This is a genomic window from Chryseobacterium sp. W4I1, from assembly GCF_030816115.1.
Lineage (GTDB): Bacteria > Bacteroidota > Bacteroidia > Flavobacteriales > Weeksellaceae > Chryseobacterium.
On sequence record NZ_JAUSXQ010000001.1, the window covers coordinates 1,604,562 to 1,626,526 of the forward strand.

A 21,965-nucleotide genomic window follows, 5' to 3' on the forward strand; every position below is an offset into this window, starting at 1 on the left:
AATTAGTCCAAATAAAAAGCGTGTTAAAAATTAAAATTTTGAGGTTCGCATAATATTTCTATCTTTAAAGGAAACGAAAAGTAAAAATTTTATGTCTAAAAAAGTAAAGGATTTCGGAATCGAAAAAACACTTAAAAACCTTGGTATTAAAGAAGAAAACAAAGGGGCTTCAGTGGGCGGAAAATATTTTGCTTCGGGAAAAACGATAGAAAGTTTTTCACCCGTAGATGGCAAATTAATAGCTAAAATAAAGACTTCCGGAGAAAGTGATTATGATAAAGTAATTGAGACCGCTCAGAAGGCGTTTCAGGAGTTTAGAGCCATTCCTTCTCCTAAAAGGGGTGAGATCGTTAGACAACTTGGCCAGAAATTAAGAATATATAAGGATGACCTTGGAAAATTGGTTTCCTATGAAATGGGTAAATCTCTTCAGGAAGGTTTGGGAGAAGTTCAGGAAATGATTGATATCTGTGATTTTGCAGTAGGTGTCTCAAGACAGCTTCACGGCTATACCATGCACTCGGAAAGACCGGGCCACAGAATGTACGAGCAGTACCATCCGCTTGGTGTGGTGGGAATCATCACCGCTTTTAATTTTCCGGTTGCTGTTTGGGCCTGGAATACAGCTTTAGCATGGATCTGCGGAAATGTTACTATCTGGAAGCCATCAGAAAAAACACCATTATGTGCTATCGCATGCCAGAACATTATGGCTGAAGTAATAAAAGAGAACAACCTTCCCGAAGGTGTTTCCAGCGTATTGGTTTCAGACCATGAGATCGGTCAGAAGCTGGTAGATGATAAAAGAGTGGCATTAGTTTCGTTCACAGGTTCTACAAGAGTAGGAAGAATGGTTTCTTCCAAAGTAGCAGAAAGATTCGGGAAATCTATCCTTGAATTAGGTGGAAACAATGCCATCATTATTTCTAAAGATGCAGATATCGATATGTCTATTATCGGAGCTGTTTTCGGAGCTGTAGGTACGGCAGGACAAAGATGTACATCAACACGAAGACTGATCATTCACGAAAGTGTTTACAATGAAGTGAAAAACAGATTGGTAAAAGCGTACGGACAGCTGAAAATCGGAAATCCATTAGACGAAAATAATCATGTTGGACCGCTTATCGATGTTGATGCAGTGAATCAGTATGAAGAAGCAATCAAAAAATGTAAAAAAGAAGGTGGGAAATTTGCTGTTGAAGGTGGTGTTTTAAGCGGAAAAGATTACGAATCAGGATGCTATGTAAAACCATGTATCGCAGAAGTGAAAAACTCTTACGAGGTCGTTCAGCACGAAACGTTTGCACCGATTCTTTACCTTATTAAATATAAAACATTGGAGGAAGCTATTGCTATCCAGAATGATGTTCCTCAGGGATTATCATCTGCTATCATGACTCAGAATTTGAGAGAAGCAGAATTATTCCTTTCGTATGCAGGTTCAGATTGCGGTATTGCCAACGTAAACATTGGAACTTCAGGTGCTGAGATAGGGGGTGCTTTCGGTGGAGAAAAAGAGACCGGAGGCGGAAGAGAATCCGGTTCAGACGCTTGGAAATACTATATGAGAAGACAAACCAATACTATAAATTATACAGCTCAACTTCCTTTGGCACAGGGAATTAAATTCGATCTGTAAAAATTCTAATTTAAACGAAGACCATTAAAATATTAAGAAAGCCGGAGATTTATAACACATAACAAATTTCTAAATCTCCATATTTCTTAATCACTAAATTCTAAAAAATATGGAACAAACAATTGATATAAAAGTAAATAAAGTAAAAGAAACAGTAGGAAGACACGTTTTGGCAGACGGCTTTGATTTCGTGATGGATATTGAGAAATCCCATGGCTCATGGTTGTATGACAAGCTTACAGGCAGAGAATATCTGGATATGTTTTCCATGTTTGCATCAGCATCTGTAGGCTACAATCACCCTTATCTTGTAGAAAGGTCAGAATGGTTGGGAAGAATGGCGGTGAACAAGCCAACCCTTGCAGATGTATATTCCGAAGAATATGCTCATTTTCTGGAAGTTTTTGAAAGAGTGGTGATTCCTGAAGAACTGCAGTATGCTTTCTTTATTGAAGGTGGAAGTTTAGGGGTGGAAAATGCAATGAAGGCTTGCTTCGACTGGAAAACACGTAAGAATTTCGAAAAAGGGCTTCAGACAGAAGCCGGAATCTGTATCCATTTCAAACAGGCTTTCCACGGAAGAAGTGGTTATACTTTAAGCCTTACCAATACTTCCGATCCCAGAAAATATCAGTATTTCCCATTGTTCGACTGGCCAAGAATCTTAAATCCTAAATTATCTTTCCCAATCACAGAAGAGAATTTAGAAGAAACCATTAAGAATGAAAGACTGGCGCTTATTCAGATTGAGGAAGCTATTCTGATGAACCCGAATAAAGTGGCATGCATCATCATCGAACCTATTCAGGCTGAAGGTGGAGACAATCACTTTAGAGACGAATTCTTGCTAGGTTTAAGAAAGCTGTGTGATCAGAATGAGATCTTATTGATTTTTGATGAAGTTCAGACCGGTATCGCAATAACAGGAAAAATGTGGGCGTTCCAGCATTTTACAGCAAAACCCGATATTATTTCTTTCGGAAAAAAAGCTCAGGTTTGCGGTGTTTTAGCGAACAAAGAAAAATTCGATGAGATCCCGAACAACGTTTTTAGAGAAAGTTCAAGAATCAATTCTACTTTCGGAGGAAACTTTATTGATATGCTTCGTTTCCAGCTGGTGATGGAAGTTATCGAGAAGGAAAATCTTGTTGAAAATGCAAGAGTGGTTGGTGATTATCTGTTAGAAAGATTAAAAGAACTTGCTCAAAAATATCCTCAGACCGTTTCCAATGCAAGAGGAAGAGGTTTGATGTGCGCTGTTGATCTTCCTTCAGCTGAACATAGAAACCATCTGATGAACGAGCTTTTCAAAGACGGATTAATCATTCTTCCGTGTGGAGATCAGTCACTTCGTTTCAGACCACACCTGAATGTTTCCAAAGAAGAAATTCAATTGGCTTTAGATAAAATAGAGAGCAATATTAATAAAATTTAAAATCAAAGATTTGTAATTTTAAAAAAAACATTGTACATTTAGATACTCAAACGATATAGAATATGGAAAGAAGTACGAGAGTATCGGTTTTTGAAAGCGACAAGCCTTCAGAAATCCAACTCATAAAGTCTAAATTGGATGATGCACAAATTACAAACAGCGTCGAAAACAGTTACCTTACATTTACGACAACGCCTACCGCAACATCATTAAAAGTTTTGGTAAAGTTGGAAGACGAGAGGAAAGCATTTGATATTATTGATGCTTATCTTCAACAAAATGAAAATTAATAAAAAACAATTTCATAATTTTAAATTTTACTACTTCGAACCGAAAATTAATTAAATTAATTTTCGGTTTTTTAATTCAAAAAATAAATATTAGCAGAAGATTTAAACATTAAAAAATTGAGAAGTTTAGAAATTAGGGCCATTAGTTTTATAAGATATTTGATGATAGAGTTGGTTTAATCCAATAATAAAAATCAAAGAATGTCCTGATTTTTCAATTCCTTAATTAAAATTAAAAAAATGAGTTCAGAGATTAAATTAAGAAAAGCACAGATTGATGACAGGGATGTAATCTGGGGAATTATCCAGCAATCCATTGAAAGAAGAAAACAGGACGGAAGTACCCAATGGCAGAATGGATATCCAAACATAGGAACCGTAGAAAGCGATATTGCAAAAGGTTTTGCATATGTACTTACCGTAGATGGAGAAATTGCAGTTTATGCAGCCCTTATACTCAACGATGAGCCTGCCTATAGTTCCATCGAAGGAGCATGGCTCAGCGATGGTGAATTCGTAGTGGTGCATAGAGTAGCGATAGATAGGAAATTTGCAGGTCAGGGAATGGTAAAGAAGCTCTTCGACCATATTGAGGATTTTACAAAGTCCCACGGAATTCAAAGTATAAAAGTAGATACAAACTACGACAATATTGCCATGTTGAAAATCCTGGAAAGTAAAGGGTATTCCTACTGTGGTGAAGTTCTTTTGGCAGACGGAATGAGAAAGGCCTATGAGAAGATTATATTTTAGGCAAAAAGTTAAATCAACTCTCATTGAATTTTTAAAAGAGACTGTATTTATAAACTCTATCATGTTTGTTCGTTTAGTTCTGAACTAATTTCTACTTTTGTCAAAATTTTTATATGATGCACCAAAGTATAGAGATTGACGAAAAAATTTTTCAAGATGCCGTAAAATTCTACGGTACCGTTTTCAATCTACCGCCGTTAGCTTCAAAGATCTATTCCTATCTTCTTTTCGATTATGAGAAAGTAGGAATTACTTTTGACGAATTTGTTGAAGTACTTTCTGCGAGTAAAAGCTCTGTTTCTACCAGCATCTCACTGCTGCTGAACGCCCAGCTGATCATAGATCATAATAAAATGGATGAACGGAAACGGTATTTTTTTATCAATGATGAATACAAAAAGATAAGATTTGAGAAAATAGTACAAAAAATGAAGGATGAATTGAAATTACTGGACGACCTAAACAATTTTAAAAAAAATCATGATGATGAATACAACGAAAGAATAGAAGCTTACAAAGCTCTTTTATATAAAAACATAGAAAATATTCAGGAATCTCTTAATAAACTTTAAAATGAATAATAAGCTAGTTATACTTTCTATTGCAGCGTTTTCACTGACAGCCTGCAAAAAAGAAGCTCCAAAACAGGATGGTGCAAAACCCTATCCTGTTATTAATGTGGAGGCAAAAAATATCGTAGGTTATCAGACATTTCCAGCTACCATACAAGGAAGGGTCAATAATGATGTTCGTGCGAAAATACAGGGATATATCACTCAGGTTTTAGTGGATGAAGGGCAATATGTTACCAAAGGACAGCCCTTATTCCGTCTTGAAACCAATATCTTATCAGAAAATGCAGCCGCAGCAAAAGCCGGAATCGGTGCTGCTGAATCTACGATTGCAGCTTCACAGGCAGCAGTAAATGCAGCACAGGTTGAAGTCAATAAACTAAAACCTTTGGTGGCTAAAAATATCATCAGTGATGTTCAGCTGCAGACTGCGCAGGCTAATTTAGCCCAGGCAAAAGCTCAGTTGCAACAGTCAATGGCGGCAAAACAGCAAGCTTCTGCAAACTATAAAGGAGTAGCTGCAAATATTGAATATTCTATCATTCGTGCGCCTATTTCCGGAGTTATCGGAAAACTTCCTTTAAAAGTGGGGAGTTTGGTTGGTCCAACAGATCAGACGGCTTTAACAACAATTTCAGATACATCTGAATTGTTTGCTTATTTTTCTATGAATGAAAAAGAATACTTTGATTTCCTTGAAAAATCTCCGGGAGCTACCATGCCAGAGAAGATCAAAAATCTTCCAATGGTTGAGTTACAGTTGGCTAACGGAAGCATTTATTCTGAAAAAGGTAGAATTGAAGCCATTACAGGACAGATTGATGCTACAACAGGTACCATTCAGTTCAGAGTGGCCTTCTCCAACCCTCAGAAATTATTAAGCAACGGGAACAGCGGATCTATCAGACTTCCAAAAACGTATGATAATGTATTGGTCGTTCCTGAAAGTGCAACGTATGAGCAACAGGGTATCGTTTACGTTTATAAAGTTGATAAAGGAGACACGGCAAGAAATGTTGTGATTAATGTAATGGACAGAATTGACAACATGGCTTTAATAAAATCCGGAGTAAACAAAGGGGAAACTATTATTGCTGCAGGAATCGGAGGTTTAAAACCGGGAACTGCCGTGAAGCCGAAACCTGTAAAAATGGATAGCCTTGTACAATCTATAAAACCGAAATTCTAAAATGATTAAAAATTTTATAAACCGACCGGTTTTATCCACCGTAATCTCAATCCTGATTGTGATTCTCGGTGTTTTGGGATTAATTTCCCTGCCAGTCACACAGTATCCCGATATTGCACCTCCCACAGTAAGCGTTTCAGCAAACTACACCGGAGCCAATGCGGAAACTGTAATGAAAAGTGTGGTCGTACCTTTGGAGGAGCAGATCAATGGGGTGGAAGGAATGGACTACATTACTTCCAGCGCAGGAAATGATGGTTCTGCCCAGATTCAGGTGTTTTTTAAGCAGGGAATTGATCCTGATATTGCTGCGGTAAACGTGCAGAACCGTGTTACCAGAGCTACACCGTTACTTCCAAGTGAAGTAACCCGTTCCGGAGTCGTTACACAGAAGCAGCAGACCAGTGCCCTGATGTATATGTCTTTTTATTCTGAAAATAAGGACCTGGATGATGTGTATCTTCAGAACTTCCTGAATATCAACGTTATTCCAAACTTAAAAAGAATTAATGGGGTAGGTGATGCCAACGTTTTCGGAGGTAAAAATTACTCCATGAGAGTTTGGTTAGACCCTGCAAAAATGGCAGCTTACGGATTAACACCGGATGATGTGACGGGTGCAATTAATGAGCAAAGTAGAGAAGCCGCCGCCGGTTCTATCGGACAAAACAGTGGTAGCTCATTTGAATATATCATTAAATATGTCGGAAAATTTAATGAAAAAGATCAGTATGATAATATTATCATTAAAGCACTTCCGGACGGACAGAATTTAATGCTGAAAGATGTTGCTAAAGTTGAACTGGCAGGACAGTCTTATACAGGAGTCGGGGAAAACGGAAACAACCCATCTATCAGCATGGGGATCTTCCAGACTCCCGGTTCTAATGCTCAGGACATCATTAAAAATATTAAATCTTACCTGAAATCAGCAGAAGGAAGCTTTCCTGAAGGGGTAAAATATACATTTAACTTTGATACCAATGAATTCCTTGAGGCATCCATCGATAAGGTTGTTCATACCTTGATTGAAGCATTCATTCTGGTATTTATTGTCGTGTATATCTTCCTGCAGGATTTCAGATCTACATTAATCCCGGCGATTGCGGTTCCGGTATCTATTGTGGGTGCCTTTTTCTTCCTCAACCTCTTCGGATATTCCTTAAACCTTTTAACCTTATTTGCATTGGTTCTTGCGATTGGTATTGTGGTGGATGATGCGATTGTCGTCGTCGAGGCTGTTCACGCCAAGATGGAACATGGTATTGCCGATGCCAAAAAAGCAACTGTAGAGGCAATGGATGAAATCACAGGAGCTATTATCTCCATTACATTGGTAATGGCAGCGGTATTCGTTCCGGTGACGTTTATTACGGGTCCAACGGGAGTTTTCTATCAGCAGTTTGGTATTACCTTGATTATTGCAATTATTATTTCAGCAATTAATGCCTTAACGTTGAGTCCGGTTTTATGTTCATTATTTTTAAAACCTCACGATGCCCATCATGCAGAATATAAAAACTTAAACTTTTTACAGAAGTTTTTCTATAAATTTAATATTGCATTCAAAACAACTACCGAGCGTTACGGAAGAGGATTTGTATTCCTGTTGAGACATAAATGGGTAACCTTAATTATTTTTGCTGTTACCGGAGGGATTCTATTCTGGGCAAGCAGCACGATGAAAAAAGGTTTTGTACCTACAGAAGACAGGGGAATTATCTTTACAGACGTTCAGCTGCCTCCTGGAGCATCCATGGAGAGAACCTACAATGTTTTGAAAACACTTCAGGCCAATGCAATGAAAGTTCCTGGGGTACAAAATGTAACGATTTCTACAGGTAGAGGTTTCCTATCCGGAAATGGAAGTAATAACGGTCTTGCTTTTATCAAACTTAAACCATTTGACGAAAGGAAGAAAGATGGCCAGACTTCTGAAGATATTACCAAGAAACTGTTTGGGATCTCAGGGAAAGTTCCCGATGCGAAAGTTGTATTCTTCCAGCCGCCGAGTGTACCAGGTTTTGGTAACAGTGCCGGTTTTGAAATGGTATTGCTGGATAAATCAGGTGGAGATTATGCAGATCTTGATGATAAAACAAACGAGTTTATCGGAAAGCTGATGCAGAGACCTGAAATTGAATTTGCCCAGTCTTCATTTAATACAAAATATCCTCAGTACCAAATGGACATCAATGTTCCTTTGGCTAAGCAGATGGGCGTTTCTGTAAGTACTATTTTAAGTACCATGCAGGGATATATTGGAGGCGTTTACACCGCTGACTTTACCAAATACGGAAAACAGTTCAGAGTAATGGTTCAGGCACTTCCTGAAAACAGACAGAATATCAATAATTTAAATGAATTGTATGTAAGAACGGCTTCCGGAGTAATGTCACCCATTTCTCAGTTTGTAACGCTGAAAAAAGCATACGGTCCTCAATCAGTAAGCCGATATAACCTCTTTACTTCCGTGAAGATTACCGGAGCCAACTCTGCAGGGTTCAGTTCCGGAGATGCAATTACAGCAGTACAGGATGTGGCGAAGGAAACTTTAAATCAGAATTACGATGTAGAGTTTACGGGATTAACAAGAGAAGAATTGAATTCAGGATCCCAGACCCTTCTGATCTTTGGACTAAGTTTAATTTTCGTTTACTTCATTCTTTCTGCCCAGTATGAAAGTTATATCCTTCCTTTGGTGGTGGTAATTTCTCTTCCTCTTGGGGTAATGGGAGCTTATTTCGGACAAAAAATTATGGGCTTGGAAAACAATATTTATTTCCAGATCGCCTTGATCATGCTTGTTGGATTGCTCGCAAAAAATGCCATTTTGATCATCGAATTTGCGGTTCAGAGAAGACACCACGGTGAAACCATTGTGATGTCTGCCATTAATGCGGCAAAAGCAAGGTTAAGACCTATTCTGATGACATCATTTGCTTTCATCTTCGGTTTATTACCATTGGTTTTAGCGAGTGGAATTGGTGCGGTAGGTAACAGATCTATTGCAACAGGTGCTGCGATTGGATTATTGATAGGTACCATTTTAGGACTTTTTGTAATTCCTGTTTTGTACGTGATTTTCCAAACTTTACAGGAAAAAGTGAAGCCAATTAAAAAAGAAGAAATCAATTTAGCTGAGTAAAATTAAAGTTTAGGATCTTAGAAGTTAGAATTAAAAACTAACTTCTAATTTCTAAACTCTAACTTCTAATTAACAAAAATGAAGAGTTTATTAAACATCATAAAAGGAATAACTTTTTCAGTCGCAATCCTTGGCGCCGTTACCTCTTGTATGGCGAGAAAAGAATATGAAAGACCGAAAAATGTTGTAGACGAAAAGCTTTTCCGTACAGATATGCTTCCTTCTGACAGTACAACGGTTGCCAATGTTTCCTGGAAAGAAATATTTACCGATCCTATACTTCAGAAGCATATTTCTAAGGCTTTAGATAATAATTTAGATATAAGAATTGCGTTGCAGAGCATCAACTCTGCAGAAGCTTATTTAAAGCAGAGTAAAGCAGCTTATGAACCGACTTTAACGGTTGGCCCGGGTTATTCTTTTCAGACTCAGTCTTTAAATACGCAAACCGGGCAGTTGTTCGGTGAAAGACGTTATATCAACCAGCTTGATATTACAGCAAGTATAGGTTGGGAAGCTGATATCTGGGGCAAACTGAAATCTCAGCAAAAAGCTCAGTTAGCTACTTATCTAGGGACAATTGCAGCTCACAAAGCAGTTAAAAGTGACTTGGTTGCTTCCATCGCTTCCGCTTACTACCAATTGCTGACTTTTGACGATCAAAAAAGAATCATTACAGAAACCATTGCGGTTCGTGAGAAAAATTTAGAGACTACAAAAGCTTTAAAAACTGCGGGAACAGTAACGGAAGTTGCCGTTCAGCAAAGTGAGGCACTGGTTTTCAATGCAAAATCTTTACTGATCGATATGGATACTCAGATTCAGCTGTTGGAAAACACGATGAGTCTGCTGATGGGGGAGCCTTCTGGGACTATTGAAAGATCAACGCTGGAAAGCCAAAATGTTCCCATCGATTTGAAATTAGGATATCCTGCTCAGTTATTGGCCAACCGCCCTGATGTAATGAGAGCAGAGTATAACCTGATGAATACTTTTGAACTTACTAATGCTGCAAAAGCTCAGTTTTATCCGACTTTAAAGATTACAGGAAGCGGAGGAATCCAGTCACTTGATATCGACCACTTATTCAGTGTAAATTCATTGTTTGCAAGTGTAGTTGGTGGTTTGGCTCAGCCGATCTTAAACAGAAGAACGATCAAAACCAATTATGAAGTAAGTTTGGCCAATCAGGAAACTGCTTATCTGAATTTTAGAAAAACAGTCCTTACGGCAGGAAAAGAAGTTTCAGACGCAATCCGTGTGTTTTCAGTACAGGATTCTTTTATTGAATTAAAGCAGAAAGAGCTTAATGCTTACAAAAACTCTGTTGAATATTCTCAGGAACTTGTCAACTACGGTATGGCAAACTACCTTGAAGTATTGAATGCAAGTGTAAATTCATTAAATGCTGAACTTAATATTTCCAATGCGGAATACAGTAAAATGAAAGCTGCTGTAGAGCTCTACCAAGCTCTTGGCGGTGGCTGGAAATAGTATTTCAGTTCACAAATAATATTAACGTATGTCAGTAATGGCATACGTTTTTTTATGATTTTCTTTTAAGTTATTCCTTGCTGAAAATCTGTGATTCCATTTTTTTTGAAATCGTTGTTTCTTTGAATTTTCCAACCGTTTTATTTCGTTAAAATTAATATAAATAAAAATTTTGCTTGTATATATGTAGCAAACTACGTAGTTTTGTTGTATAAATTATACATATTATGAAAATACAAATCCAGCAACTGGACAATAGCTATTCTGATCAGCTGATTGATCTGATCCTGACTATCCAGCAAAAGGAATTTAATGTTCCGATTACGATAGAAGACCAGCCGGATCTTAAGCAGATCGAAGAATTTTATATGAAACCTGGTGGAAATTTCTGGGGAGCTTTTATGGATGGAGAATTGGTAGGTTCCATAGCTTTGGTTAAATTTCACGAAAAAGCTGCCGCAGTCCGGAAAATGTTCGTAAAAAAAGAATTCAGAGGAAAAGAACTGAATATTGCACAGGAACTTTTGGAAGTTCTGATTTCTTTCTGTCGCCAAAATGGAATAGACTCAATATATCTTGGAACCGTTAATATATTGAAAGCTGCAATGCGCTTTTATGAAAGGAATCATTTTGTACAGGTTGAAAAAGAGAACCTTCCGACCCTTTTTCCGCTGATGAGTGCCGATAATGTTTTTTATCATTTAAATGTAAATCAAACAGTATGAATATAATAGATGAATCCGGCATTTTGGCCATATCAACAAGACTTCAGCGTCTGAGCGAACAGCTGAGAAAAGATGGTGCCCTGATCTATAAATCTTTTGATATTGATTTTGAACCGAAATGGTTTCCTGTAATTTTTACGCTTCACCATAAAAAAATCCTGAGCGTTGTAGAGATCGCCAATGAAATAGGGTATACTCATCCCTCCACCATAAGTTTGCTTAAAGAACTGGAAAAACAAAAGCTTATTCAATCCAAAAAAGATAAACAGGATGAACGTAAAAGGCTGATCGTATTATCACCAAAGGGTATTGAACTGATTGAGAAAATGAAACCGGTTTGGGAACTGGTATCAAAAGTATTGGGTGATATCGCTGACAATAAAAATCACCTTCTGGCTGCTATCAATGAAGCGGAGCAGAAAATTGAAGAACAGTCTTTTTATCAACGGGCACTTCAACTGAAAAATTCAAAAGATGATGCTATAATCCTGTAAAGAAAAGCAGTACCCATAATAAGTACTGCAGATCTTTAATAATAGATTTATAGATTCCCTTTATACGATTTCTTTTAAAAAAAATACTTTAATAAAGTGAGTTAATTTAATCATTATTTAATTTAATGATCCATCCTGAACTCTTGCAACGTAATATGCAACATATCCTGAACCGGAATTACAGTTGATGCTGACATTAAGTTTTGGATTTTCACTGGATGCTGAATAGCTTAATACATTTTTTGAATCGGTTTGATCTGCCGCATTTTCTGATGTAGAATTAATTTCACAGAAGCAATTGTTATCTACATAAAGGCTGGTTAGAGGACACTCAACACCAAAATTCACATCATATTTGTTTAAAGCGTTTGAGTAGGTGAATCCATACTGGGTTCCTACTAAAGCATTATCCCTCTTATCTGTCTGAACAATACCTGCATATACATACAGTCCGGCTCCGGGAATAGGCTCGGGAATATTGATTGCTGCGCTTATGGTAGGCGTGTAGCCTATCGGTTTGCCATGAACATTATAATCATCTTTCCATTTTAGGTCATTACTGGTTTCATTAAGCACAAGGGCAAAACAGCAGGCAGGCTTAAGCATAAAATAAATGATCGGAATAATAATGGCCACGATAGCCACCGCTATCAGGGTGACAAGACCTGCAACAGTAACTGCTGCTACACCTGCTGCAACGGCAATTGCTTCTACTGCCCCGGCTAATACGCCTGCACCAAATGCTGCACCAGCCACTGTACCGATGGCAGTCATTCCTCCTCCTATCAGGGTGGCGACGGTTTGGCCAACACTAAAATCGGGCTGAATTACCTGAGCCTGATTTAACATCGATGTAACGTACACTTTGATGTTTGATCCGGATGCTGTTATCAGATTGGTATACTGTTGCGGAGTAAGTGCCATGGCAGGAAAACCTGTAGGATCATCCCCTTCCGCTAAATAAGGTCGGGCTTTCTCAAAAGCATCAGCTCTGATTTTTTCATAAGTTTCTTTTAACTGTTGTTCAGTTTTACAGGCTTCTAATTGATTATAATAATCAGGGAACGCTGTACTGAAAGATTTTTTCAGATTGAGTAATTCGGTTTTTGTAAACATGGTGTTGAATTTATAATTTTCCTACTCTTGAGGCTTTTCGGATTCCGCCATTAGTAATATTTTGTTTATTAATACACCAAAGTAACGGACTATGATAAATTGACAAAAGAGTAGAAACGACCATTTTACTTGTTCCGTATTTTCACTTAGTGATACCGGTCAAACATTTCCAAACGTTTTTAAATTAAGCAAGCCTTCCTTTGTGAAGAATATGGGGATCGCCGTGACCAAGATGGAGCAAAAAAATGCCGGAAGTGCTGGATAGAAAGCTGTAGGAGCAAGAAAAGAAGAAATAACTCAAAAAAACATCAATTTTCCTTAAATAATATTTTCAGGTATGAGGATATTTTCTATCTTTGCCGAAGTCTTTTTTAAAAAGAGTAATTTTTATTCAAGAGGCTTTAATAATGGGGAATTAGCTCATCTGGCTAGAGCGTTAGACTGGCAGTCTAAAGGTGGTGGGTTCGATCCCCATATTCTCCACAAATCAGATGAGAAAAAGTCTGGTTAAAATATTAACCCCTTGTAATTATAATGATTACAGGGGGTTATTTTTTGTTTAATATTTTGAAACGGAGCATACTGTTATTGGGTTGCTCATCAATCTTTTAAAGCACTAAAAATCAGATTTTAAAACTTTTAATAATTCGGTCTGCTGCATCACTTCATTCTTACTGTTAATCAGGTTATAATTGGCCTGGAGCCAGTTATTTCGGACAACAAAAAAGGTGTATGCATCCATTAATCCTTCTTTATATTTTTCCTCGGATTTTTGAAATGATAACTTTTGATTGTCAAAATTTGCTTGCAGTAGAGTGTATTTTTCTTCTGAATTCAGGAATTGCGCTTTGATGGAATTAATGCTCTGCGTAAGATTATTGACCACGATTTCTTTCTCATAACTGTAATTGATTACATTGAGCTTTGCAATTTCTACATTGTTTTTAACCTGCAGCTTATTAAATACCGGAATAGAGAGCCCGAAGGTAACCTGCTGGTTTTTATTTCTTTTAAACTGATCTGAAAAACTGTCTGCAGATTCGCCCAGTGTTTTGCTGTAAAAACTTGACCAGTTATAAGAACTGTTGAGGACAGGCAGGTAAGCTGATTTTGCAATGCTGATATTTTTTTCAGCGGCTTTTATTTCTGTGGCAATGCTTTTATAGGCTGGATTTTTCTCGATCAGGGTTTTTATAAAATCAGGATTATCAAAGTCTGAGCCTGCAAGTTCCTCTTCATTCATTTTAAAATCCAAAGAATCATTGGTAATAGCAAGTGCATTCAACAAATTTATTTTGGAAAGATCCCGGGAATTCTTTGCGGATACCCATTGCTCCTGTAAAGTACCTAAATTCGCTTTGATGTCATAGATGTCACTTTTTGGGCGGTTTCCGATTTCTACTTCCTTTTCAGTACGTTTAATCTGATCTTCAATTCCTGAAATCTGGGTTTCCAAAACATCAAGCCAGCTTTTGTTGTTCTGATAGCTGAAAAACATTTTGATGACATTCATCTTCACTTCATTCTGAGCCTGCTTCATTCTGAATGTAGAGCTTTCCTTATTGATTTTTGAAAGAGAAATATTGAGATAATTCCGCCAGTTCATCAGCTCCCAATTGGCTTCCGCAAATACATTGTCGTTTTGCGTATTGAGAGCTTCCCGCTGATTGTTCTGCGTGTTGATTCCCAATCCAAAACCATAATTATGACTTATGCCCGCATTAACCGATGGAAGCAGCATTCCTTTTGCAGCAGAGATCTGACGGTCATTTTTTTGAATAGTAACGATAGATTGCTTTATCAGCGGATGATTGGCAGATGCATAATCCAGGCACTGATCCAGAGTCCAGCTCTGCTGAGCCGGAAAAAGGTTGATCATCAATATAAAGAAGAGTTTTTTCATTGTTAAAATTTTTATCGGCCGATCAATTTGATTTTTATTCCAATAAATTCAATAGTAAATCAACATGAACAGAATTGACCAGCCGAAGTAGAAAAATAGTGTACTACTCGTATTTCAGATATTTTACAAGATCCACTTTGGTTGCTTTATAGGCTTTGATACTCACCACTGCAAAAGTCAGCAGAAGTAAAATCACAAGACTCAGGATGAATGGTAAGACCGGCATCTCAATCCTGTAGGCAAAATCTTTTAGCCATTCGTTCATCAGATAATAACTGATTGGAATACTGATAATAACTGCAACCAGAGTAATCCAGAGGAATTGTTTCGTCAATCCGGCAATCAGAACTCCATCGGATGCTCCAAGTGTTTTTCTGATGGCAACATCTTTAAGTTTCTGCTCGATCATTAGGGATGACAAGGCAAATAATCCTAATAAAGCCACCATTAAAACCATAGCATTCAGAATAGTGAAAAGAGTCTGCTGCTTCTGATATTTTTCGAAGGTCTTGGCAAATTTCTGATCAAGGAAATAATAATCGAAAGGGTAGCCCTGTTCTATTTTGCTTTGCCAGTACGTTTTGATTCTTTTTACAGTTCCATCGATATCATCAGGTTTTATTTTCAACTGGATATTATAAACATTGAATCTTTTCCACTCCGTTTCTCTGTAATGGAAAAACGCAATTGGTTCTATTTCTGTTTTCAGGTTTCTGATATTGAAATCCTTCACGATACCTACAATATTATATTTCTTGTTATCAAATCCGGGACGAACTGCATTTTTCAAAGCTTCATTATCGTTCCATCCGAATTTTCTTACAAAAGCTTCGTTGACCATAATATTATTAATAGTGTCTGATGAAAGATTCGGATCCAGCCAGCGTCCGGTTTTCAATTTTACATTGATGAATTTGAGGTAATTATAATCCATAGATCCGTGTTGTGCCTGGATACTTTTGTTCATGAAATCTACATTGGAACTGCTTGATCTGCCATTCCCGGGAACTGCTTCTCCATAAGAAATATCGGCGACGCCTTCTATTTTACTCATTTCGGTTTTAAGGCGTTCATATTTCTGCCATGGTTTATCATTACTTTCATTGAAGTTAATCATCATGATCTGTTTTCCACTGTAGCCCAGATCTTTATCCATCATGTGTTTTACCTGCTGATTCACAATCAATCCGCCAATGATGAAGAATGAGGAAATGACTAATTGTAAGGTCAGAATTCCGTTTCTCAGCCATACGCCGTGTCTGCTTCTGGCAAAATTTCCTTTCAGCGTTTCTATGGCTTTGAAATTGGATAGGTACATGGCAGGAATCAATCCTGAAATTAACGTTACGATCATGACCATCACAAAAGAGTAGAAGTAAATATGCCAGTCGTTCATCTTCATTTCTTTGTCATAAAACTTGTTGAAACTTGGTAAAAGAAGCTCTGTCAAAGCCAGCGACAGTAAATAGGAAGCCATACAAATTATAAATGTTTCCAGTAAAAACTGAAGAATAAGATTGGATTTTGTACTGCCAATGGCTTTCCTTACTCCAATTTCTTTTGCCCGTTGAGAAGCCTGCGCCGTTTTTAAATTGATGAAGTTAATAGCTGATAGCACTACAATTAAAACCGAAAGCGTAAACAGGATAATTAGTGTTTTGAAATCAGGATTTCCGAACCAGGATGCCTTTGCATACAATTTTATTTCATCCAGAGGCGTCAGTACACTGTTCGTTGGACCATACAGATCAAGATATTGCTGGATGGTCATTCCTGACGAATCCTTATCCAGACTGGCGCGGTATTTATAGATATCTATGAATTTTTGCTCTACAACAGCAGGATCTGTTCCTTTCTTAAGCATGAAAAGACCGCCATAATTGAAATTCCCCCAGTTATTTTCGTCACTTTTAATCTGTTCCACAGGATTAATGATGAATTCCGGCTTTATCTGACTGTTTTCTTTTGGTAATTCATACACCGCAGTCACCACATAATTTTTTTTGTCAAATTTTACACTTTCTCCGGCAACATTGGTTTTGCCAAAAAGGTTTTTGGCAGCAGTAGTGGAAAGTGCAATGACACCTTCACCTTTCAGAGCATTCTTATAGCTTCCAGAAACGAGCTTGAACGGAAAGAAATTGAAAAACTGTTCGGAAGATGTCATTCCATCTTTTTGGTAGACCGTTTTATTTTTCGTGGTCATCTTTAGCCCTATTCCGGAACCATTGAACAAAACATAGTCCTGAACGCCGGGAATTACTTCCTTCGCGCGTTTTGCCATCGGAATTGAAATGTTATTTCCATACGAGTTTTCTCTCTTGTGATACGTTTGGAAATAATAGATATTGTCCTTTTTCGGGTTCCATTTTTCGTAGGATTCTTCATCATTCCAGTGCATGAGAATGAGCATAAATCCGGTAAGTCCTACCGTCAGTCCAAACAAATTAATGATGGTGGACAGCCAGTTCTTTTTATAATTAATGAAGGCAATTCTAAGCCAGTTTTTTAACATAATGGTTATTGTTTGATTGTTAATATGGATAAGTCTGCATTGTAGAAATTTTGTTGTAAACTAAATCACACAAATGAAAAACTACTCATTACTCATATTTTAGATATTGAATAAGACTTACTTTAGTTGCCTGATAAGCTTTGATACTCACTACAGAGAACGTCAGTATAAGCAGCAGTAAAAGACTCAGAACAAATGGCAGCACAGGCATATCTATCCGGTAAGCGAAATCCTTCAACCATTCGTTCATCAGGTAATAGCTGATGGGCATACTGATGAAAACTGCAATAGAGGTAATCCATAGGAATTGTTTTGTCAATCCGGCAATCAAAGCTCCGTCTGAAGCTCCAAGTGTTTTTCTAATGGCAACATCTTTAAGCTTTTGTTCAATCATCAGTGAGGATAAGGCAAATAATCCCAGTAATGCTACGATCAGAACCATTGCATTCAAAATGGTAAATAAGGTCTGTTGCTTCTCATACACTTCAAATGTTTCTGCAAATTTTTTATTAATGAAATAATAATTGACTGGATAACCCTGTTCTACAGTATTTTGCCAGTAACTCTTCAGTTTTGTTATGGTTCCGCTGATATCATCACCTTTTATTTTCAGTTGAATATTATTCAGGCGAAAGCGTTTCCATTCCGTTTCTTTATAGTGGAAAAATATAACAGGTTCCACCTTATCTTTCAGGTTTCTGATATTAAAATCTTTTACAATACCTATAATGTGATAAGGCTTTAAATCAAATCTTGGTTTGATCTCCTTTTTTAACGCTTCCTCATTCGTCCAGCCGAATTTTCTCACAAAAGCTTCATTCACCAAAGTATTATTAATGGTATCAGAAGAAAGTTTAGGATCCAGCCCGCGGCCCGCGGCAAGCTTTATTTCGCTGAACTGAAGAAAATTATAGTCCATGCTTCCCTGTAAAACAATGTTGCTTTGGTCCATGTAATCTACACTGGAATAATCATAGTTATCAGTTCCCGGGAACGTTTCTCCGAAAGAAACTTCTGTGACACCCGGAATTTTTGCGAGCTCTGTTTTCAGCCTTTCATATTTTAGCCAAGGCTTGGCTGTATTTTCATTAAACCTGATCACAAGCGTCTGCGCTCCATTGAATCCCAGATCTTTGTTCATCATATGTTTTATCTGGGCATTCACTACCAGTCCGCCAATAATAAAGAATGAAGAAATAACCAATTGTAAAGTCAAAATCCCGTTTCTGAGCCAAATCCCGTGTCTGCTTCTTGCAAAATTTCCTTTGAGTGTATCAATTGCTTTGAAATTAGATAGATAAAAAGCGGGAATCAATCCGGAAATTAAGGTCACTACAAGCGCCATCGTGAATGAATAAAAATAGACATGCCAGTCATCCATCTTCATCTCTTTCCCATAAAACTTATTCAAACTTGGCAAAAGAAGCTCTGTTAAAGCCAATGATAACAAATAAGAGGCAAAGCAAAGAATAAAAGCTTCCATCAGAAACTGTAAAACCAGATGAGTTTTGGTACTTCCAATTGCTTTTCTTACCCCAATTTCTTTTGCTCTCTGGGATGCCTGCGCCGTTTTTAAATTGATGAAATTAATGGCTGATAAAACGACCAGTAAAACAGATAATGTAAATAAGATCATCAATGTTTTGAAATCTGTACCTCCGAACCAGGTTGCTTTTGCGTGTAATTTCATCTTATCAATTGGCGTTAATAAAGACGATGTCGGACCATAAGTAGTGAAGAATTGTTGAGGGGTCATTCCTGCATAATTAGAATCTCTCTTGGCACGCATCATGAGAATATCCACGAATTTTTTCTCAAAAGCCCTGGGATCTGCATCTTTTTTAAGCATAAAGAATCCTGCATAATTGAAATTGCCCCAGTTGTTTTTATCGTTTTGCAGAAGTTCCGTCATATTCCTTATAAAATCAGGTTTTATCTGGGTATTTCCTTTCGGTAATTCATAAACTGCCGTTATTGCAAAATCTTTATTGTCAAATTTTAAAGTCTCGCCGGTAACATCTGTTTTTCCAAATAATTTTATTGCTGCCTGAGAGGATATCGCAATACTGTTATTGTTTTTTAAAGCATCTTTATAGCTTCCCGAAACTAATTTGAAAGGAAAAAAACTGAAAAAATTATCAGTAACCATCGCACCGTTTTCTATGTAGGCATTGTTGGTTTTAGTGGCCATTTTATAGGCAGATCCCGTATTCGTCATCAATACATAATCCTGAACTTCCGGGATACGTTTTGCTGCATTATCTGCCAGCGGATAGGAAGTGGAAGATCCATAAGAATTATCTTTTTTTAAATAAGTCTGAAAGAAATAGATCTGATCTTTCTTAGGATTCCATTTTTCAAAGGATTCTTCATCATTCCAATGCATCAGAATGAGTATAAATCCTGTTAGTCCTATTATTAATCCAAAGAGATTGATAATGGTGGACAGCCAGTTCTTCTTATAATTGATAAAGGCAATTTTCAGCCAGTTGTGTAACATATTTTATTTTTTTTCTTTTTGTGGATGAATGCAGGATGCCGGAATTTTTATTTAGCATCCTGTATCAGACATCCGTCATCTAACAATTATTGGAAGTTCTTGATATCTGCTTTCTCAAAAACATCTTTCCTCTGAGAGGAATGCTCTTCCGAGAAGATCTCACCGTCTTTCATATTCACAATTTTTGAGGCATAGCCGGCATCATAGGAAGAGTGTGTTACCATTGCGATGGTAGATCCTTCTCTGTGCAGTTCTGCCAAAAGATTCATCACTTCGTTTCCATTCGAGCTGTCCAGGTTTCCTGTAGGTTCGTCAGCAAGGATCAGTTTTGGTTTAGTAACCAAAGCTCTGGCAACAGCGGCCCTTTGCTGCTGACCGCCCGAAAGTTGTTGCGGATAATGTTTTGCTCTGTGGGCAATATTGATTTTCTCCATAATTTCTTCCACCCGTTTTTTTCTTTCAGAAGAAGAAATACCATTGTAAATTAAGGGAAGTTCTATATTTTCATAAACTGTGAGTTCATCGATCAGATTGAAATTCTGGAAAATAAAGCCGATATTCTTTTTTCGGATATCTGATTTTTTCTTTTCCGAAATGCCTATCGTTTCTGTAGTTTCAAACTGATAGGAACCCGAAGAGGCACTGTCCAGCAATCCTAAAATATTAAGGAAAGTAGATTTTCCGCAGCCTGAAGGTCCCATTATGGCAACAAATTCGCCTTCTTTGATGCTTAAGCTTACATTGTTCAGCGCATTGGTTTGCACATCTTCTGTTTTATATACTTTGGAAAGATTTTGAATATTGATCATTGTTTAGTTTATTTAAAATTATAATTTGGAAATTAATTTAAAGCGTATTATTATTATTATTATTATTATTATTATTATTATTATTATTTTAGTCTAATTTAAGATAGTCTGGATATTATTTCTTTATATCAAGTATTTCATATTTTTTGAATTCAGTATAATCTGATGTAATTACGGTCTCACCTTGCTTAAGCCCGGAAACCACTTCGTAAAACATTGGGTTTTCTCTTCCGAGACTGATGTTTCTTTTCACTGCTTTGTCTCCTTTTAATACAAAGATCCATTTTCCGTTTGTGTCTTTGTAGAAGTTTCCTTTCGGGATCATCATGCTTTGGGTGTCTGCCGATAGCTTTAATTTTACTCCGAATGTCATTCCTATCTTAAGGTTTTCCGGTTTTACATCACTGAAATTCAGCTCTACAGAAAACTGACCGTCTTTCACTTCCGGAAGAATTTTGGTGATGATTACATTGTATTCTTTTCCGTTGCTGTCCAGGCTTCCTTTAATTCCGTTCTGAAGCTTGTTGATATAATATTCATCCACTTTGGCAATTAGTTTATAACCGCCCATCAGGTCTACTTTTCCGATGCTTTCACTTGTCGTTAGATTTTGTCCCAGCGAAATATTAAAAGAAGATAACCTGCCTGAAACCGGTGACATGATAAGGAAATTATTTTTGTTGGAACGAAGGATATTCAGACTTTTTTCCATTTGCCCGATGGAATTATTGATGGCTGTCAGCTGGGAATTTCGGGATACTTTTTCACTGGAAGAACCTTTCTCCACGATCTTTTTACGATCTTTCTGGTAATTGAGATTCTGCAGGGCAATATCATAATCCGTTTTCTTTCCGATCTCAGCTTCATAAAGTCTTTTCTGAAGATTGAAAGACTGCAGCGCCGTGTTATAATCATTCTGAGACTGCAATACTTCTTTATCCTGATTGAATTCCTGGTTTTTAAGTTCCAGAAGTGAACTTCTCATCTGGCTGATCTGCTGCATAATCCCGGTCTCCTGATTAAGATAATTGAATTCCGTATTCGGATTGTAAACTCTTGCGATCGGCTGTCCTTTGGTTAGCATTTGCCCATCTTCAGCAAAAATTTCCTTTACGGCACCACCTTCCAGAACGTTGATGAGCGAAGAATTCAGAGATTGTGTTTGTGCAGTAACCATCAGCATATCTTCAAATTTCCCTTTGGTAACTTCATCCACCTGAACATCTTCCAGTTTTATATTATATGTTTTTTTCTGATTGAGGAAATACCATCCAAAAACTGAAACTGCCAAAGCAGAAGCAGCAATAATCAATATAAATTTTAATTTAGACTTCTTTTTTACTATTTTCGTATCCATATTTAAGATAACTTATTTACTTA

At 37.2% G+C, this 21,965-nt stretch carries 16 protein-coding genes and 1 tRNA gene; 11 read left to right on the top strand and 6 right to left on the bottom strand.

Going from position 1 to position 21,965, the window contains the following annotated elements:
* Positions 1-91: 91 nt before the first annotated feature.
* From QF044_RS07400 to QF044_RS07445, 10 genes are all read left to right on the top strand, one after another.
* Positions 92-1,642 (top strand): aldehyde dehydrogenase family protein, encoded by a 1,551-nt coding sequence (locus QF044_RS07400; protein ID WP_307265579.1) that lies wholly within the window; start codon positions 92-94, stop codon positions 1,640-1,642.
* Positions 1,643-1,751: 109 nt separating this feature from the next.
* A complete protein-coding gene (gene lat / locus QF044_RS07405; protein ID WP_307265580.1) occupies positions 1,752-3,077 on the top strand; it encodes an L-lysine 6-transaminase in 1,326 nt (441 codons plus the stop codon).
* 62 nt (positions 3,078-3,139) lie between these two features.
* The gene (locus QF044_RS07410; protein WP_307265581.1) at positions 3,140-3,367 is read left to right on the top strand and encodes a DUF2007 domain-containing protein; all 228 of its coding nucleotides are present in this window, start codon (positions 3,140-3,142) and stop codon (positions 3,365-3,367) included.
* Positions 3,368-3,607: 240 nt separating this feature from the next.
* A complete protein-coding gene (locus tag QF044_RS07415; protein WP_307265582.1) occupies positions 3,608-4,120 on the top strand; it encodes a GNAT family N-acetyltransferase in 513 nt (170 codons plus the stop codon).
* Between the two features lie 113 nt (positions 4,121-4,233).
* On the top strand, positions 4,234-4,692 hold the full coding sequence (locus QF044_RS07420; protein ID WP_307265583.1) for a transcriptional regulator: 459 nt from the start codon (positions 4,234-4,236) through the stop codon (positions 4,690-4,692).
* A gap of 1 nt (position 4,693) precedes the next feature.
* The gene (locus QF044_RS07425) at positions 4,694-5,881 is read left to right on the top strand and encodes an efflux RND transporter periplasmic adaptor subunit (RefSeq protein WP_307265585.1); all 1,188 of its coding nucleotides are present in this window, start codon (positions 4,694-4,696) and stop codon (positions 5,879-5,881) included.
* A gap of 1 nt (position 5,882) precedes the next feature.
* Positions 5,883-9,029 (top strand): efflux RND transporter permease subunit, encoded by a 3,147-nt coding sequence (locus QF044_RS07430; RefSeq protein ID WP_307265586.1) that lies wholly within the window; start codon positions 5,883-5,885, stop codon positions 9,027-9,029.
* 78 nt (positions 9,030-9,107) lie between these two features.
* Positions 9,108-10,523, top strand: coding sequence for a TolC family protein (locus QF044_RS07435; protein ID WP_307265587.1), 1,416 nt, complete (start codon positions 9,108-9,110; stop codon positions 10,521-10,523).
* Positions 10,524-10,750: 227 nt separating this feature from the next.
* A complete protein-coding gene (locus QF044_RS07440; protein ID WP_307265589.1) occupies positions 10,751-11,248 on the top strand; it encodes a GNAT family N-acetyltransferase in 498 nt (165 codons plus the stop codon).
* Positions 11,245-11,742 carry a MarR family winged helix-turn-helix transcriptional regulator gene (locus QF044_RS07445; protein ID WP_307265591.1) on the top strand — a complete coding sequence of 166 codons (498 nt, stop codon included), beginning with the start codon at positions 11,245-11,247 and terminating at the stop codon, positions 11,740-11,742. Before QF044_RS07440 ends, QF044_RS07445 begins: the two co-directional genes overlap by 4 nt.
* A gap of 117 nt (positions 11,743-11,859) precedes the next feature.
* Here the strand turns inward: QF044_RS07445 and QF044_RS07450 are convergent, their stop codons facing one another.
* Positions 11,860-12,858 (bottom strand): hypothetical protein, encoded by a 999-nt coding sequence (locus QF044_RS07450; RefSeq protein ID WP_307265593.1) that lies wholly within the window; start codon positions 12,856-12,858, stop codon positions 11,860-11,862.
* A 409-nt stretch (positions 12,859-13,267) separates the two neighbouring features.
* Between QF044_RS07450 and QF044_RS07455 the strand changes: the two genes are divergently transcribed.
* Positions 13,268-13,341, top strand: a tRNA-Ala gene (locus QF044_RS07455).
* A 133-nt stretch (positions 13,342-13,474) separates the two neighbouring features.
* Here QF044_RS07455 and QF044_RS07460 read toward each other — a convergent pair.
* From QF044_RS07460 to QF044_RS07480, 5 genes are all read right to left on the bottom strand, one after another.
* Entirely contained in the window at positions 13,475-14,761 is a 1,287-nt protein-coding gene (locus QF044_RS07460; RefSeq protein WP_307265594.1) for a TolC family protein, read from the bottom strand.
* Between the two features lie 103 nt (positions 14,762-14,864).
* Positions 14,865-17,276 (bottom strand): ABC transporter permease, encoded by a 2,412-nt coding sequence (locus tag QF044_RS07465; protein WP_307265596.1) that lies wholly within the window; start codon positions 17,274-17,276, stop codon positions 14,865-14,867.
* Between the two features lie 88 nt (positions 17,277-17,364).
* Complete coding sequence (locus QF044_RS07470) at positions 17,365-19,776, bottom strand: ABC transporter permease (protein ID WP_307265597.1); 2,412 nt, start codon at positions 19,774-19,776, stop codon at positions 17,365-17,367.
* An 86-nt stretch (positions 19,777-19,862) separates the two neighbouring features.
* Positions 19,863-20,585 carry an ABC transporter ATP-binding protein gene (locus QF044_RS07475; RefSeq protein ID WP_307265599.1) on the bottom strand — a complete coding sequence of 241 codons (723 nt, stop codon included), beginning with the start codon at positions 20,583-20,585 and terminating at the stop codon, positions 19,863-19,865.
* 115 nt (positions 20,586-20,700) lie between these two features.
* Positions 20,701-21,942 carry an efflux RND transporter periplasmic adaptor subunit gene (locus tag QF044_RS07480; protein ID WP_307265601.1) on the bottom strand — a complete coding sequence of 414 codons (1,242 nt, stop codon included), beginning with the start codon at positions 21,940-21,942 and terminating at the stop codon, positions 20,701-20,703.
* Between the last annotated feature and the right edge of the window lie 23 nt (positions 21,943-21,965).